This is a genomic window from Granulicella sp. L46 (assembly GCF_009765785.1).
Classification (GTDB): domain Bacteria; phylum Acidobacteriota; class Terriglobia; order Terriglobales; family Acidobacteriaceae; genus Granulicella.
Map to the genome: position 1 here is coordinate 147,083 of NZ_LMUT01000003.1, position 14,689 is coordinate 161,771.

Consider the following 14,689-nt stretch of genomic DNA (forward strand, 5'->3'; position numbering starts at 1 on the left):
ATGTGCAGCCTGGGACGCCGGGAGCTTTTGAGACTCAGTGCATTTGCAGCTACTGTCACAAAAGTGTAGGCAGCTTTATGTACGCGAACCTAACAAATCCAGTACAAGGAATCCGCGTCGTTGCATGAAGGTGGGCGATTGCCTATTTGCGTTCCCGCCTAGAACACTCCACGCAACCGACGGCTGGGAGGCATCTGAGCCACGAGCTTACGGTAGAATCAAGGCTTGGGACACATAACAAAACGGGGTCATTAGAATAACGTGGCGAAGATTGCTTTAATCACCGGCGTAACCGGGCAAGACGGTTCTTATTTGGCGGAGTTTCTTCTTCGCAAGGGCTATCAAGTCCATGGCATCAAGCGGCGCAGCTCTCTCTTCAACACAGACCGTATCGACCATCTTTATGAAGACCCCCATTTCGAAAAGAGGAACTTCGTCCTGCACTACGGAGATCTTTCTGATGCATGCAGTCTGCTTCATATTATGCAGAAGGTTCAACCGGCCGAAATTTACAATTTAGGCGCGCAGAGCCATGTTGCGGTGTCGTTCGAACAACCGGAGTACACGGCGGACATTGACGGGCTGGGAACTCTGAGGGTGCTGGAGGCTATTCGAATATTAGGAGCCGAAAAGAAGACGCGGTTCTACCAAGCCTCGACTTCGGAGCTATACGGATTGGTGCGGGAGGTTCCGCAGACCGAAAAGACGCCGTTTTATCCCAGGTCTCCGTATGCGGTGGCGAAGCTTTATGCGTACTGGATCACTGTGAATTACCGTGAAGCCTATGGCATGTATGCATGCAACGGCATCCTTTTCAATCACGAGTCACCGGTGCGGGGCGAGACATTTGTGACGCGCAAGATCACTCGGGCATTAGCGCGCATCAAGTTGGGTCTGCAGGATACGTTGTACCTGGGAAACCTGAGTGCTCTCCGAGATTGGGGTCATGCGCGCGACTATGTGGAGATGCAGTGGCGAATGCTTCAGCAGGAGCAGCCGGAGGACTTTGTAATCGCTACCGGGGTGCAGCATAGCGTGCGGGAGTTTGTAACGCTGGCGGCCGAGATCCTTGGTATCAGGCTCAGTTGGGTTGGCCAAGGAGTAGAAGAAAGAGCGATGGATGAGAGCGGCTCCACGGTAGTTGCGGTGGATCCGAGGTACTTTCGTCCGTCGGAGGTGGAGACCTTACTGGGTGACCCCAGCTATGCCCATGAGCGATTGGGATGGAAGCCGAAAGTCAGCTTCGAAGAACTTGTGAAAGAAATGGTTGACGCCGACCTGTTGGCGGCTGAGAGAGATCAACTTGTCAAGAAGCACGGATACAGCGCCTATGAATATCACGAATAGTTCCCTTCTGATCGGCTCCAAAGTGTATGTAGCGGGACACCGGGGGCTGGCGGGCTCGGCCATCATGAGACGGCTTGAGGGTGAAGGTTGCGCTGAGATAGTTACGCGGAGTCATGCAGAGTTGGACCTGACCGATGAAGCGGCGGTGGTTCGCTTCTTTGCGGAAGAGCGTCCGGAGTATGTGTTTCTCGCGGCGGCAAAGGTGGGTGGCATCCTGGCGAACAACACACGTCCAGCAGAATTCATTCAGGATAACCTCAACATCCAGGCCAATGTTATACAGGCGGCGCATGATTTCGGGGTAAAGCGTCTGCTGTTTCTCGGGTCAAGCTGTATCTATCCGCGTGACTGTCCCCAGCCGATTCGGGAGGAGTACATCCTCTCCGGGCCGCTGGAGCCGACCAACCGTTCCTATGCCGTGGCAAAGATTGCTGGCATCGAAACCTGCTGGGCCTTCAATCGCCAATACGGAACGCAATTCATCTCGGTGATGCCAACCAATCTCTATGGACCGAACGACAACTACGACCTGGCAGGTTCCCATGTGCTCGCCGCTCTGCTGCGCAAGATGCACGAGGCGAAGGTGGCGGGTGCATCCGAAGTCTCCGTATGGGGGACAGGCACGGTACGGAGGGAGTTCCTGCATAGTGACGATATGGCGGACGCTTGTGTCTTCCTGATGAATCTGCCGGATGCGGTGTATGGGCCCATCATTGACTCCAAGTCGCTGGCACCCCTGCTCAACATTGGTTGCGGTGAAGATCTGACGGTGCGTGAGCTTGCGGAGCTTATTGGCGAGGTTGTGGGTTTCAAAGGCCGGCTGGCCTTTGATACCTCGAAGCCCGATGGAACGCCGCGGAAATTGCTTGATGTATCTCGGATGAAGGAGCTTGGTTGGCAGGCGAGCATCTCTCTGCGCGAGGGACTCGCTGCTGTCTACCGAGAATATTCGGACATTCACAATGCGGCGCAGGAATATCCGGGCGAAGTTACAGAGGTCGTTGAGTGATCCAGTCAGCTATACGGAGGATTCGGCAGTTGCTGCATCTCCGGAACCAAGGCAGCCTGGAGGACCATGAGCGTGGGGCCGAGAGGAATCGCCGAGCACTGCTGACCGGGGGCACTTCCACACTTGCGCGTGTGGTGCAGATCGGCACCTCGCTCATCACCGTCCCTCTCACTCTCAAGTATCTGGGCAATGAGCGATTCGGCCTGTGGATGACCATCAGCTCCGTGCTGGCGATGGCAGCGTTCGCGGACTTCGGCGTGGGTAATGGCGTACTGAATACCGTCGCCAAGGCCTTCGGGAAGGACGATATGGAAGGCGTCCGCAAAGCCGTCTCCAGCGGATTCGCTGTGCTCAATACCATCGCCGCACTCCTTCTGCTGTCGTTCTTCTCTATCTACCGGTTCGTCAACTGGGCGAATTTCTTCCGCGTCTATTCGCCACAGGCCCGTGCGGAAGCAGGCCCCGCGCTGGCGGTCTTCGCCATCTGCTTCGCGCTGAACATCTCAATGGACGTGGTACAGCGGGTGCAACTTGGCCTGCAACAGGGGTATCGCTACGGTCTTTGGCAGTTGTGCGGGAGCGTCACGGGACTTATCGGCGTTCTAGGCGGCATCTGGCTGCATGTGAGCCTGCCCGTACTAGTGATCGCCATCGCCGGAGCACCGATTGTGTCCACTGCGCTGAATGCCATCCATTTCTTCGGCTTCGTTCGCCCCGACCTGCGACCAAGCCGGGAGCTTGTATCCCGCGATGCCATCTCCCAGATCGCGAGGCTCGGCGGCTTGTTCTTCGTGCTCCAAGTGGTGTCTGCTGTCTCTTACTCGGCGGACAACTTCATTGTTGCCCGTACGCTCGGCGCAGTGAATGTGCCCGAGTTTGCGATCCCGCAACGTATGTTCGCGCTCATCGCGATGATGTCGTCCATGCTGGTCGCTCCCCTTTGGCCCGCCTACGGTGAGGCCGTCTCTCGTGGCGATATCAAGTGGGTGCGGCACACCCTTGGCCGCTCTCTGCTGATTGTTCTTGCGGCAACCTCTGTAGCGTCAGGAGTTTTGCTGTTCTTATCCCACAGGCTTCTCTACTGGTGGGTTGGCTCCCGTATACATCCGCCCTTCCTCCTACTGCTAGGACTTGCTATTTGGACGGTCATAAGCTGTTGCGGAGATGCCCTTGCTATGTTTATGAATGGAGCGGCAATCATACGAATACAATTAGTGGTCGCGACGGTCTTTGGAGTAGCCTGCCTGGCAACAAAGATTACTTTCATACATCACTATGGAATATCCGGTATTCCCTGGGCTACGCTTTGCGCTTACATGGTTACGGTCGTATTGCCGTATAGCCTGTATGTCCCGCGTGTCGTCGGCCGGTTGGCAAATGCGGTAAAGCCACCTATACCATCTATGCGGTTGGATAGTTATGAATAGACTACAGTAACCAAGGGTTATGCTTATAATGAGTGCTTTTCGGTCTAAACTTGCGCAGTGTACATTTGATGCAACGATAACGTTACATTCACTTTCCGCTCACTCGGGGTTGCTTGGTCGTTCTTTGGCCCGTGCGGCGCTCAAAGCAGTGTTGCCGATCCTGCGGGTTGTAGGTAACGACCAGGCAGTAGTTGCGACCGTCTATGGACAGAGCCTCGCTATGCCGGCAAGGCATCCCCTGCCTGCCACGATGGCCTTATTTCCCCAATACAACCGGCCCTTTGGCCTAGCGGCGGAGGCTATAGTCCACTCAAGCACTAGTAATGCTCATCTGGCTGTTATTGATGTAGGCGCTAATATTGGTGACACAATTGCTATTTTGGAGCAGAGCTGCCCCGCACGCTGGCACTATCTATGCATTGAGCCGGATCCAGCGATTGCTGAATTCTGTACAGCAAATCATGCTGATAACGACCGAGTCCAGGTTAGGCAGATATTTATTGGAGAAGATGAAGGCGCGGACGTCTGGCTCCAGGATGATGGTCGGGCAAATCCATCGACGAAGCGACAGGATATTATGGATAGTCAGTCGCAACAGCGCGACGGCAAACTGGTGCGCTTGGACACCGCCAGTAATTGTTTTGCCACAAGCTACGGGACTGACCTCATTAAGGTGGATACCGAGGGCTACGATTTTCACGTTCTACGTTCGGGGCAGAACCTATTAAGGACGTACCAGCCAGCACTTTATTTTGAATTATTCCCGAAGTTACTGCTGGAGGCTATGGACAGCGTTGAGGCAGGGTTTAATTATCTGGCGGGTTTGGGGTATCGCTATTTTGTGTTTTTTACAAATCGTGGGGACCTGTACTGTACTGTTACCGATCCAGATCACATCTTCTTGCGGGGGCTGGAGAACATAGCAGGTGGAACTTCACCTCTACTCCCCTACTTCGATGTATTTGCTTCTGTTCACAAAAATGTGTGCGATACGCTGGTCGAGATGAACATTGATAGAGCTGCTAAATAATCGCTCTTCCCCTATGTCAATGCAGGCATTGGATTGGGGGTTACCCTTAGCAACATAGTGTGATTCCGCACGCTAAAGTTTACAGGACTCTGGAGATGTTTAAATTGCTCGAGGTTGTGCACAGAAGGATGAGATATGTGACACAACTCTGTGTTGACACCTTAGTAGTGTTGATGCAGAAGGGGACGCTTCGTCCTGATAGTGTGCTATTAATCCGTCTTGACGCCATTGGTGATTTCGTTCTATGGCTGGATGCCGCTCAGGCCACGGTAAAGCACTACAAGGCACAAGGTAAGAGCGTCGTGCTTGTAGCGAATGCAGCCTGGGCGGAATGGGCAAAAGAACTTGCAATCTTCGACGATGTGATTGCCCTGGACCGACGAAAATATGAACAGGAGCCGCTGTACAGGTTTCGTCTTGGGCGTCGTATTCGCAAGCTGAAATGCTCGATTGCCGTGCAGCCAACCTATTCGCGGGAGTTTTTTTGGGGAGATGCTGTTGTTCGCATATCCGGTGCAAGTGAACGAATTGGCTCCGCTGGTGACAACTCGAACATATCGCCATGGCAAAAGCGTATCAGCGACCGCTGGTACACGCGCCTGATATCTGCCACTCCAGCACCCTGCATGGAACTGGTGCGCAATGCCGAGTTTATACGAGGTTTGGGAGAGATCAGCTTTCTGGCCAAAGCACCGAATTTACGTGCAATGAGCACTCTTCGGAAAGGCGAATCGTTCCTTGCTGCAATGCAGCAGGATCAGCGCTATTATGTTCTATTTCCGGGCGCAAGTTGGGATGGCAGGCAATGGCCCGTGGCCAGTTTTGTCCAGATAGCTGCGCGACTTTACCATGAGACCGGATGGCATGGGGTGATATGCGGCGGAAACGTGGACCGTCAGCTTGCCGAGGACATCTGCGGACTGAGCAGAGCCCCACTAATGAACTGGGCCGGACGCACAGATCTGCCACAGTTGGCGGCCATTCTTTCCGAAGCGCAATTACTGTTGACAAACGAAACTTCTGCAGTGCACATTGCGGCTGCTGCTGGAGTGCCGACGGTGTGTATCTTGGGCGGTGGCCATTATGGACGTTTTATGCCTTACCTAGTTGAACAAACGGATGGCCGCTCGTTGCCATACGCAATTACCCACCAGATGCCATGCTTTGGTTGCAATTGGCACTGTATTTACACGCGTTCAAATGGGGTTCCAGTGCCGTGTATCGATCGAATCACCGAGGAAGAAGTGTGGAACGCAATTAGCACAATACTTCGGCCCGTGACTGGAACATTCTCGTGCCGCACGAGTCATTGACTCCATTGGTCAAAGCATTAGCGGATCGAGAATTTTATGTGCTATTGAGTCGCCTTTATCGATCCCTCGCGATTTGAGGGTTGGAGCACCAGCGTCGAAGAGACCAAGTCCATGGAATCAGATCGTACTTTCCGACATCTCTGTACATCGGGAGCAAACACCAGAGTGGAGCTTCTTCTTTCCGTCAGAGGATCCCGAAGATCTGGCCGGCTCCCTGGAGGCTGCATACAATCGATGCGAAGTGCGACACGACGCCGCCGATGCAGGACAAGTCAATGGAGCGTTGTCCCGAATGACGGCAGGAATTCGCACACACCTACTGAGATATCATGAATAGGATGTCAGAGAATCGAATCCTCTCCTAGTCCGAGGAGAACTGCTCCCGCGAACGGAGTATCCATCAGGAGCCGCAATGCAACTCGATCATGCATCCACATCTGGCGGCAAACGGCTCTCGACACCGATGAGGCCGGATTGTCCTCTCTTTACGGTGGTCACCGTTGTCTTCAACGGCGAAAAGGAGTTGGAGACAAGCATACTTAGCGTACTGAACCAGAGTTATAAGAATGTCGAATATATCATCATCGACGGCGGATCAACTGACGGGACACTCGACATACTCCGCCGGTATGAAGACGCGATCGATTACTGGATCAGCGAGCCGGACAATGGAATTTACGATGCAATGAATAAGGCAATTCGCCTCGCTCGCGGTAAGTGGGTGTACTTCCTTGGGTCTGATGACACTTTGCGCAATTGCCTGGAAATAGTGGCCGAATACCTCAAGGATGAGCGGATCATCTATTTTGGCACTGTTTACGCCCCAGGGCTAAAAGCAATAACTCAGACCCCCGTGCGACCATGGCAACTGCTACGCCGCAACATCTGCCAGCAGGCTATATTTTATCCTCGTGCATTGTTCGAATGGCGCGAGTTTAATATAAGGTACCGGATACTTGCCGATTGGGAGTTTAACATGCGATGTTACTCTAACCCGCACTTCAGTTTCCAGTACATACCTGTAGTGGTTGCAAATTATAACAATCTCACCGGGATCAGTTCAGTTTGTACTGATGAACAATTTATACTCGATCAGGCCGATATCATTCGTGAGTGCTTGCCCCCGGCGTGCTATGTATGGCATCGGATGAAAGGATTAGCCCATCTAGCGATAGACGGTGTTCAGGGGAAGCGATGACGTATCTTGAGTATTTTGCATCGGTTGGCGAAGCTCCGGGCACTTATTTTTTGATAATGATCGTCACTATTGCTTGCTACATATTTATCTTGCGCAAGCAATTTTACTCTATTTTCGATCCCCTATTTTACGCGACCGTGTTTGGCGCCTTTGCCGCAACCTGTCCCGTGTTTCTCTGGTGGCGTGGTCTAATCGACACAAGATATTTTATTCAGTTTTTGTGCACCGAATGCGCCTTTTTTATCGGACTTCTTTTATTTAAACCTATCAATTTCAATAAGCTAAACATTCGAGCTGTCGAGGGAGGCGGACAGAGACGGTTTCTTAATGCATTATATATGGTCTCTGCAACTACTTTCATTCTGACACAAGCGGTTAGCTATGCCACTCTCGGTATTCCTTTTCTCTCAGACAGCCGCCTTTCATACTATGCTGCGGGCGGCGGGATAGGCGCCTTGGGTCATATCATTGGTGTAACCTGGTCTTTTAGCGGCTACCTATTGATATATCGCCTTGCCCGCAACACTGAGACTGGACAACGAATTCATTTATCCGACATATTTGTAGGAGTCGCACTGCTTACGTCGGTAGCTTTGTCTGGCAGTAGGTCTGGACTCATACAGGTCATCTTCTTGATCTTCTATTCCCGATTCATGCTTAAGGGGAGGCGGTCAGGTGCAATAGCTGAAAAGTTTTTAGGGCGGTTACAAAAAACTATCATGATCGCTGCGGTAGTCGGAGCAATCCTCATCGTTAGCGTGAAAGCAGGAGGGGGCACTATTGATGGGTCAATTTTCGTACTGCTCCAACGGCTTGCAGTTAACGGCGATGTGTTCTTTATGGCATATCCGACGCACATCATTGACACTCTTTCTCCTAGAGGAGCATTCCTTGCTCTCTTTGGCAGTGTACTTGCCATGTTCCGCCTAGTCCCTCCAGCAAGCTTGCCAGAGCCCCTGGGGTTTCAGATCTTTCGCGCTGTTTACGGCTCTGTTGATTTTGTGGGGCCCAACCCCAGACACAACGTATTTGGAGTTGTCTATCTTGGGGTTTTCGGCGCCACGCTCTATTCGCTAATGCTCGGCATGATGGTTGGTTTCGTTCGCAATCGTATCCCGAGGTTCGTACGCAGTGGCAGCGCGATTGAACCACTATATGTGTTCTTGGCTATCTCATGTGTAGCGGCTCTGACTGATATCGGGGTGTTAATGATGGATATTGGAAGCGTAATACTCGTTGCCCCCTTTCTCTACGCCGCCGCAGCGATCCTGAGCCTTGCAGTTCCTCCGAGTTTGTTCACTTTACGGCACCTGTCCCTGCAATCGACATTATCAAAGGATTCGTAATGTGCTCAAGGTTTTTGGACTGACAGCGCTACTCAAGGAAGCGCGGGCAACCGATGGCTCTATGCCCGGGATTCAAAGGGCCCAAAGAAGCAGGGGGCAGCCATATTCGATAAGCCAAGACGCAGACTTATGTTTTAATTAGGAAGCGCTTAGGGGCGCGTAACGAGAGAGTATTCAGAGATTCGCTTGGAAGCGAGATCTCGGTTAGTCCATCAGGGCGGCCCTCACCTCAAGGCTGCCGGACGCTGCGACCTAACATTTCCAAGCCACACAACTCAGTCATGAAAATCCTTGCGATTGTCGTCCGCTACAAAACGCCTATTGAGCAATCGCACACGCTTCGGAGTTTGTCGGAGGCATTCTCATCCGAGCCTGAACTGCTTGGCAATTATGACGTCCTATTGTGGGACAACAGCCCTATGCGACTTGAGAATCCACAGCTTAGTTTTCCCTTCCAGTACAACTTTTCAGATCAAAACGTCGGAGTCGCGGGAGCCTATAACAGGGCGTTGGCACATGCCGAATCGATCGGTACTCCATGGCTTTTGCTCTTGGATCAGGACACCATCGTGACGGCGCATTATCTCCGACGCATGCTGGGATACGCCAAGGAAGTTGAGAGCGACCAGAGCATCGCAACAATCGTACCCTTCGTCCGCTCTCATGACTCTCTGTTTTCGCCACGGAAGCTTGGGCGGTTCATTCGCAGTCATGTGATCCCCCGGTCAGTCTCCGGGATCTACCGGAAGGAAGCGTATGCGGCAAACAGCGGAACTGTGATGCGAGTATCCGCTTTACGCGCGGTCGACGGATACAGCCAGGAATTCTGGCTTGATTTTTCCGACATCTACATCTTTCATGCGCTCTATCGGCACGGGAAATATATGTACATTGCTGGTGATGTGGAATTGTCTCATTCTCTTGCGAGCATGAATTTCGATCAAGAGGTGGGCTTGGAGCGCTACCGCAGTTTTCTCGCAGCCGAAAACGCCTATGTCGTACAGTATCGCTCCAGTCTGGCAAACCTGGCCCAGACCTTCTGGCTTGCAGGTCGAGTAGTGAGGCAATACCAGCGTTATAACAATAAACAATTTGCTAGAATCACGATGAATTTTCTGGGACAAAGAATCTTCTGGTCGAAATCCTCCTGTCTCGCAAACTGGAAGGATATCCTCCGAAAGGGCCGCAGCATTCCAGCCATCGCCGAGGGCAAAGTTATTGGATAATAGTTGCGTTTGGGATGCCAACTATCCCAACACTGTCCAGAGTCTGTCTTATCCATCGTTGTGGTATTGCGTTCAAATAGAACAACTATGATTGAAGTTTCAGCAATGCCGTGATCACGGCGGAGTTTTTGGGGTTGCACGACGGTATATTCTCGTCGTCCGGCAAGTTGGTACTGCTCCTTTAGGTTGCGACGATCAATGAAAGACTTTGAGAGCTATTCTGCCGGCCCGCGGTGTGAACACACCTTAGTCTATTATTCTTGTGCTTGTAGGACCACGGACGTGGAAGGTCTATCATGTCTTGCCGGCAAACAATGCAGACTGAAGGATGGCGGAAAACGGTGCTGAAAGCGGCTCTAAAAAGTGTGATGAGGACAGGAATCCTACCTCGACTTCTAATAGCACGCGTTAAGATCCTCAGGAGTTTGGGTAAATTGCCGAAGTTACGCATAGCACCCTCGGCGACGATTCAACGCATCTTCTTCTCGTTTCCATATCATAGCGTTGGCGATTTGATCCTTTCTCTAACGCTAGTGGATCGCATCCATGAGCTTTGGCCGGAAGCGCAGATTGATGTCGCTGTGGGGGTCTCAATGGGGGCAATCGTCGAGGAGATTCCATATGTGAGCCGGACCTTCAGGCTGACGAGGTCACGGTTTCGACAATCTTGGTTTGCAGCTTACGCCGAATTGTCCAATGCAACTAAACTGTTCCGGGCTGAGATCGCTGATACCGTCTACGACCTAGCGGTTGCGCCGCGGTGGAACTCTGCTGATTCGATCTACTCGGCCTATTTGGCCTACCTTACTGGTGCTCCCATCCGTTGCGGGTATTCCGAAAGCTCTGGTGGTGGCTCAGTCGGGATTGATCGCTTCTATACTATCGCCGCTCAAGGGGGAGCGAACGAGCATGAGACTGTGCGGTATACGCGGGTTTTGAGCCGTTGCGGCTTGGAGCCGGGGAGCGGGGTCCACTTTGCTCAAAATCCGATTCGTGCCTTAGAGTCAATTGTGGAGCACCGCAAGGCTCGGGGGGTGAAAATGTCTGCCCCCGTCGAGGGGAAGTATGTTGTGTTCTCGCCTGGGGCGACTAATCCTCGGAGGATGTGGCCGATAACGCGGTTCGCAGCGATTGGTCGCGCACTTGAGGAGAGATTCGGACTCAGCGTGATCGTAGTTGGTGGACCTGGGGACATAAGGCTCTGCCAGCAGTTGGCGGATGCCGTGGGCAAGAGCGCCTATTCGACGGCAGGCAAGACCGATCCTGTTCAGATGTTGGATCTTATTGCGGATGCGGTATTGTTTTTGGGGAATGACTCCGGTCCAGCTCATATTGCCGGTGGCTTGGGTGTCAGAACGATTGTGATCAGTCCTTTTCCTTCGTCCTGCACGGTGGATCACACCAATTCGCCGCTACGTTTTCGGCCTGCCGGGCCTCGGGTGCACGTGCTGCAACCGACAGCTCCCATGGCTCCCTGTTTCCCAACCTGTCAGCAGAATACACAGCACTGCATTCTGCAAGTCTCGATAGAAGATGTTCAGACAGTGTTGGATAGCCTGGTCACCGATAAGTCTGAGTTCGCTTCCGACCACCAACGGCCTCTTTCCGTGTCATAGCGTAAGAGGATTTGCAGTGTTGCCAGCTCCGACGCAGTGATCGAGCATGCCTTTGCGAACCACAGAATTTGCCCGGATCACGGAACCTCTCGCGATTTGAACATTAGACGTAATGAGTGTGTCGGCCCCCGCAAGAGATGTTTCTGAAGGCAGACCTGACTTCATAGGCTCGCAGCAGATCATCGAGTTTTTACACTTGATGCCGTATTCCCACATTCAGCAGAAAATCACCCGATACTGCGCCCGCACTTCGGCCTTCACGCATCGGGATAAACCAGGACTACAGTCTCCTCGCAATGGGTGGAGGGACCGTCAAATGCAGAGCCTATCGCGCTAATTGATCAACTCGGTTTGTCCGGACGCGTGAAGTTCATCCCTCGCGCAAGTGACGCGTGTGAGGTTGTCAGCAAGTAGCGTGGGCACATTTCCGAATCTGCAATCGATAGACTAAGCTACACAAGGGAGATATCTCGGTGTCGGTTGATAAAGTATTGATTACTGGCGGCCTTGGATTTATTGGCGGTGAAGTTGCCAAACGGCTGGTGGAGATCGGCCAAAGAGTCGTTCTATTCGATAATCTAAGCCCGCAAATTCACGGGGCCGTTCCCAATCTCTCCTCGTTGTCGCTGCTCAGAAGCACTGATGTAGAAGTCTTTCGTGGCGACGTCTGCAGACCCTGTGATTGGGAGGTGGCGCTCTCGGACGTCAAGTGCGTTATCCATCTTGCGGCTGAAACTGGTACCGCTCAATCCATGTACGAGATTTCACGATACACAGAGACCAATGTCGGCGGCACAGCCTTTTTGCTTAATTATTTGGCTAATCATAAACACAACGTTGCTAAGATCATCCTTGCTTCGTCGCGGTCCGTGTATGGCGAAGGCGCATATCTATGTGCCTGCTGCGGTCTGGTCTATCCATCCATGCGTTCGGAAGAAATGTTTCGCAGCAAACGATGGCAACCCGCATGTCCAACCTGCAACGGCCCGATCGTCGCAACCGCGACGCCCGAAGAGGCAAGAACATCTCCTGCCTCAATTTACGCGGCCACGAAGCTGGCGCAAGAGGACTTGGTACGGATCGCCACCAAGGCGCTTGGAATTCCCGCCGTCATCTTCCGATTTCAGAATGTGTATGGCGAAGGCCAGTCACTGAAAAATCCGTATACCGGCATTCTGTCAATTTTCTCTAACCAGTTGCGGAGCGGCGTGACGATCAATCTCTATGAAGACGGCCAGGAAAGCAGAGACTTCATCCATGTTTCAGACGTCGCGCGCGCGGTATTCCTCGGCGTAACCGGGGACGGCGCTGACGGGAGCACGTTGAATGTAGGATCCGGTCGGGCGACCACTGTGGAGCGGATTGCTCTCTTACTAAGGGAGAGGTTTGGATCTGAGACCCAGCCTCTCGTATCCGGCCAGTATCGTTTGGGCGATATTCGCCACGGGTATGCCGATACGGCTGCCATTTACGAACAACTGGGGTTTGCTCCTGAGATCTCTTTGGAACAAGGGCTAGATCGCTTTGTAGCTTGGGTAAAACAGCAAGCGCCGGAACCGGATCGGCTCAATGCTGTCACGGAGGAACTGATATCCCGGGGGCTGTATGGTGGGACATGCCGCAACTAAGACAGCTCCTATCTAGCGACCTCAAGCGCCAGTATGTACAGGAGGGTAAAGCTGATGCTTCTCCAACTTTCTTCCAGTTCATTTGCCGATTGCCCCATCCCCGGTTTTTACCGATCGTATTGTGCCGTATGAGTCGATCTGCGATGCTGCAGGGCATCCCGATACTGCCCAAAATGTTCACGTATATCAATATCGTGGTATTCGGCATGGAAATCACACCGCTTTGCGAAATTGGGCCTGGGGTCTTTTTCCCCCATACCTCGGGGATTGTGATTGGCGCCCGCCGGCTCGGCAGCAATGTGACGGTATTTCAGGGTGTCACGCTGGGTAGCAAAGAACTGGATATGGGGTTTGAGCCGGCTCTACGGCCCGAGGTCGGGGATAACGTCGTGTTGGGATCCGGCTGCAAGGTACTCGGCGGCATTCGAATCGGCGACAATGTAACTGTTGGAGCCAATTCTGTGGTGTTGAATTCAGTCGAACCAAACGGCACAGTGGTCGGGATTCCAGCTCGGAGAATCACCTAGTTCGCGGAGAGCACACAATGATCGGGGATTATGCAATGGAGGGTGCGTCAGTGGTCGAGCTTAAATCAGTCAAAGCTATGGAGAGCGGCTTGCTTGATTTGACGATCATCATTCCGAACTACAACACACAAGAATTACTTTATCAATGCCTCCAATCTATTTATGAAAACACGTGTGGGATTACCTTCGAAGTCTTTTGTATTGATGACAACTCGAGCGATGGCAGCGCCGACATGGTGGAGTCGTTCTTCCCGCAGGTAATTTTGGTGCGCAACCGTACTGGGCAATATTATGCGAAGAACAATAATCGTGGCTTGAAGGAATCCAAGGCGCGTTATGCGTGTCTGCTTAACAGCGATACCAAACTCTTAGGAAACACCTTTCAGCAACTTGTGGATTTCATGGATGCGCATCCGGAGGCTGCAGCGTGCGGTCCGACGCTTCTGAATCCCGATATCACAGTTCAGTCCTGCATACGACGGTTTGCCGGCAGCGGCACGATGATTCTGCAAGGGTTAAACATGCATAAGTTTTTCCCTCGTGGCAAAGTCGCACGAGAATACTATTCCATCAACTTCGATTACGAGAAGGAGCAGGTTGTCGATAGTATCGGGACTACGGCGTATGTTATACGCCGGTCGACTTGGGAGCAGGCAGGCATGTTGGATGAACGCTTTCCGCACTTCCAGGTAGATCTTGCCTATAACCTGATGCTCAAGCGTGCAGGCCTAAGAGTCTTCTACACTCCTTGCGCCAAGGTGATTCACTATGGCAGTCAGAGCGTGAATCAACAGCCCAAGAAAAAAATCATCGAGCTTCACCGCGCTCTGGCGGACTTTAGTGACTTCTACAATTACTTTGGAACAAGTTGGCTAGTAAAGAAGGTAGTTCGTGTAGCCCTGAGAATCCGTTGCTGGATCAAGCTTCTTGAATTTCAGCTTGGCTCCGACAAGCGAGTAATCAAGGGTCCAGGTGCGCCTCCGCTGAAGCGAAGTGATCTACACTAACCAACCGATGCAGTT

12 protein-coding genes are annotated in these 14,689 nt (G+C 52.4%); all 12 read left to right on the forward strand.

Translation table 11 applies throughout. The annotated features are described in order from the left end of the window. The first annotated feature begins 261 nt into the window (after positions 1 to 261). On the forward strand, positions 262 to 1,347 hold the full coding sequence (gene gmd, locus GSQ80_RS01565) for a GDP-mannose 4,6-dehydratase (protein WP_158785757.1): 1,086 nt from the start codon (positions 262 to 264) through the stop codon (positions 1,345 to 1,347). Beyond that, the gene (locus GSQ80_RS01570) at positions 1,331 to 2,356 is read left to right on the forward strand and encodes a GDP-L-fucose synthase (protein ID WP_305794638.1); all 1,026 of its coding nucleotides are present in this window, start codon (positions 1,331 to 1,333) and stop codon (positions 2,354 to 2,356) included. Before gmd ends, GSQ80_RS01570 begins: the two co-directional genes overlap by 17 nt. A 29-nt stretch (positions 2,357 to 2,385) precedes the next feature. Further along, on the forward strand, positions 2,386 to 3,783 hold the full coding sequence (locus tag GSQ80_RS01575) for a lipopolysaccharide biosynthesis protein (RefSeq protein WP_158785758.1): 1,398 nt from the start codon (positions 2,386 to 2,388) through the stop codon (positions 3,781 to 3,783). 28 nt (positions 3,784 to 3,811) lie between these two features. Then, positions 3,812 to 4,813, forward strand: a complete 1,002-nt coding sequence (locus tag GSQ80_RS01580) for an FkbM family methyltransferase (RefSeq protein ID WP_158785759.1) — start codon at positions 3,812 to 3,814, stop codon at positions 4,811 to 4,813. Positions 4,814 to 4,986: 173 nt separating this feature from the next. After that, positions 4,987 to 6,126, forward strand: coding sequence for a glycosyltransferase family 9 protein (locus tag GSQ80_RS01585; protein WP_158785760.1), 1,140 nt, complete (start codon positions 4,987 to 4,989; stop codon positions 6,124 to 6,126). Positions 6,127 to 6,538: 412 nt separating this feature from the next. Continuing rightward, positions 6,539 to 7,324, forward strand: a complete 786-nt coding sequence (locus tag GSQ80_RS01590) for a glycosyltransferase family 2 protein (protein WP_216850080.1) — start codon at positions 6,539 to 6,541, stop codon at positions 7,322 to 7,324. Further along, complete coding sequence (locus tag GSQ80_RS01595) at positions 7,321 to 8,670, forward strand: hypothetical protein (protein ID WP_158785761.1); 1,350 nt, start codon at positions 7,321 to 7,323, stop codon at positions 8,668 to 8,670. Before GSQ80_RS01590 ends, GSQ80_RS01595 begins: the two co-directional genes overlap by 4 nt. A gap of 281 nt (positions 8,671 to 8,951) precedes the next feature. Next, the gene (locus GSQ80_RS01600; RefSeq protein WP_158785762.1) at positions 8,952 to 9,896 is read left to right on the forward strand and encodes a glycosyltransferase; all 945 of its coding nucleotides are present in this window, start codon (positions 8,952 to 8,954) and stop codon (positions 9,894 to 9,896) included. Between the two features lie 434 nt (positions 9,897 to 10,330). After that, positions 10,331 to 11,512, forward strand: coding sequence for a glycosyltransferase family 9 protein (locus tag GSQ80_RS01605; RefSeq protein ID WP_158785763.1), 1,182 nt, complete (start codon positions 10,331 to 10,333; stop codon positions 11,510 to 11,512). Between the two features lie 473 nt (positions 11,513 to 11,985). Beyond that, positions 11,986 to 13,140: an NAD(P)-dependent oxidoreductase gene (locus tag GSQ80_RS01610; protein WP_158785764.1), complete on the forward strand. Its 1,155-nt coding sequence runs from the start codon at positions 11,986 to 11,988 to the stop codon at positions 13,138 to 13,140. A 143-nt stretch (positions 13,141 to 13,283) separates the two neighbouring features. Continuing rightward, on the forward strand, positions 13,284 to 13,667 hold the full coding sequence (locus GSQ80_RS01615) for a serine O-acetyltransferase (RefSeq protein ID WP_158785765.1): 384 nt from the start codon (positions 13,284 to 13,286) through the stop codon (positions 13,665 to 13,667). Positions 13,668 to 13,684: 17 nt separating this feature from the next. Beyond that, positions 13,685 to 14,674: a glycosyltransferase family 2 protein gene (locus tag GSQ80_RS01620; protein WP_158785766.1), complete on the forward strand. Its 990-nt coding sequence runs from the start codon at positions 13,685 to 13,687 to the stop codon at positions 14,672 to 14,674. Positions 14,675 to 14,689 lie beyond the last annotated feature (15 nt).

Excerpts from the sequence above, each read along its gene's own strand:
- GSQ80_RS01570 (WP_305794638.1), top strand. The coding sequence starts at position 1,331 with ATGAATATCACGAATAGTTCCCTTCTGATCGGCTCCAAAGTGTATGTA.
- GSQ80_RS01580 (WP_158785759.1), top strand. The coding sequence starts at position 3,812 with ATGAGTGCTTTTCGGTCTAAACTTGCGCAGTGTACATTTGATGCAACG.
- GSQ80_RS01585 (WP_158785760.1), top strand. The coding sequence starts at position 4,987 with ATGCAGAAGGGGACGCTTCGTCCTGATAGTGTGCTATTAATCCGTCTT.
- GSQ80_RS01590 (WP_216850080.1), top strand. The coding sequence starts at position 6,539 with ATGCAACTCGATCATGCATCCACATCTGGCGGCAAACGGCTCTCGACA.
- GSQ80_RS01595 (WP_158785761.1), top strand. The coding sequence starts at position 7,321 with ATGACGTATCTTGAGTATTTTGCATCGGTTGGCGAAGCTCCGGGCACT.
- GSQ80_RS01600 (WP_158785762.1), top strand. The coding sequence starts at position 8,952 with ATGAAAATCCTTGCGATTGTCGTCCGCTACAAAACGCCTATTGAGCAA.
- GSQ80_RS01615 (WP_158785765.1), top strand. The coding sequence starts at position 13,284 with ATGCTGCAGGGCATCCCGATACTGCCCAAAATGTTCACGTATATCAAT.
- GSQ80_RS01620 (WP_158785766.1), top strand. The coding sequence starts at position 13,685 with ATGATCGGGGATTATGCAATGGAGGGTGCGTCAGTGGTCGAGCTTAAA.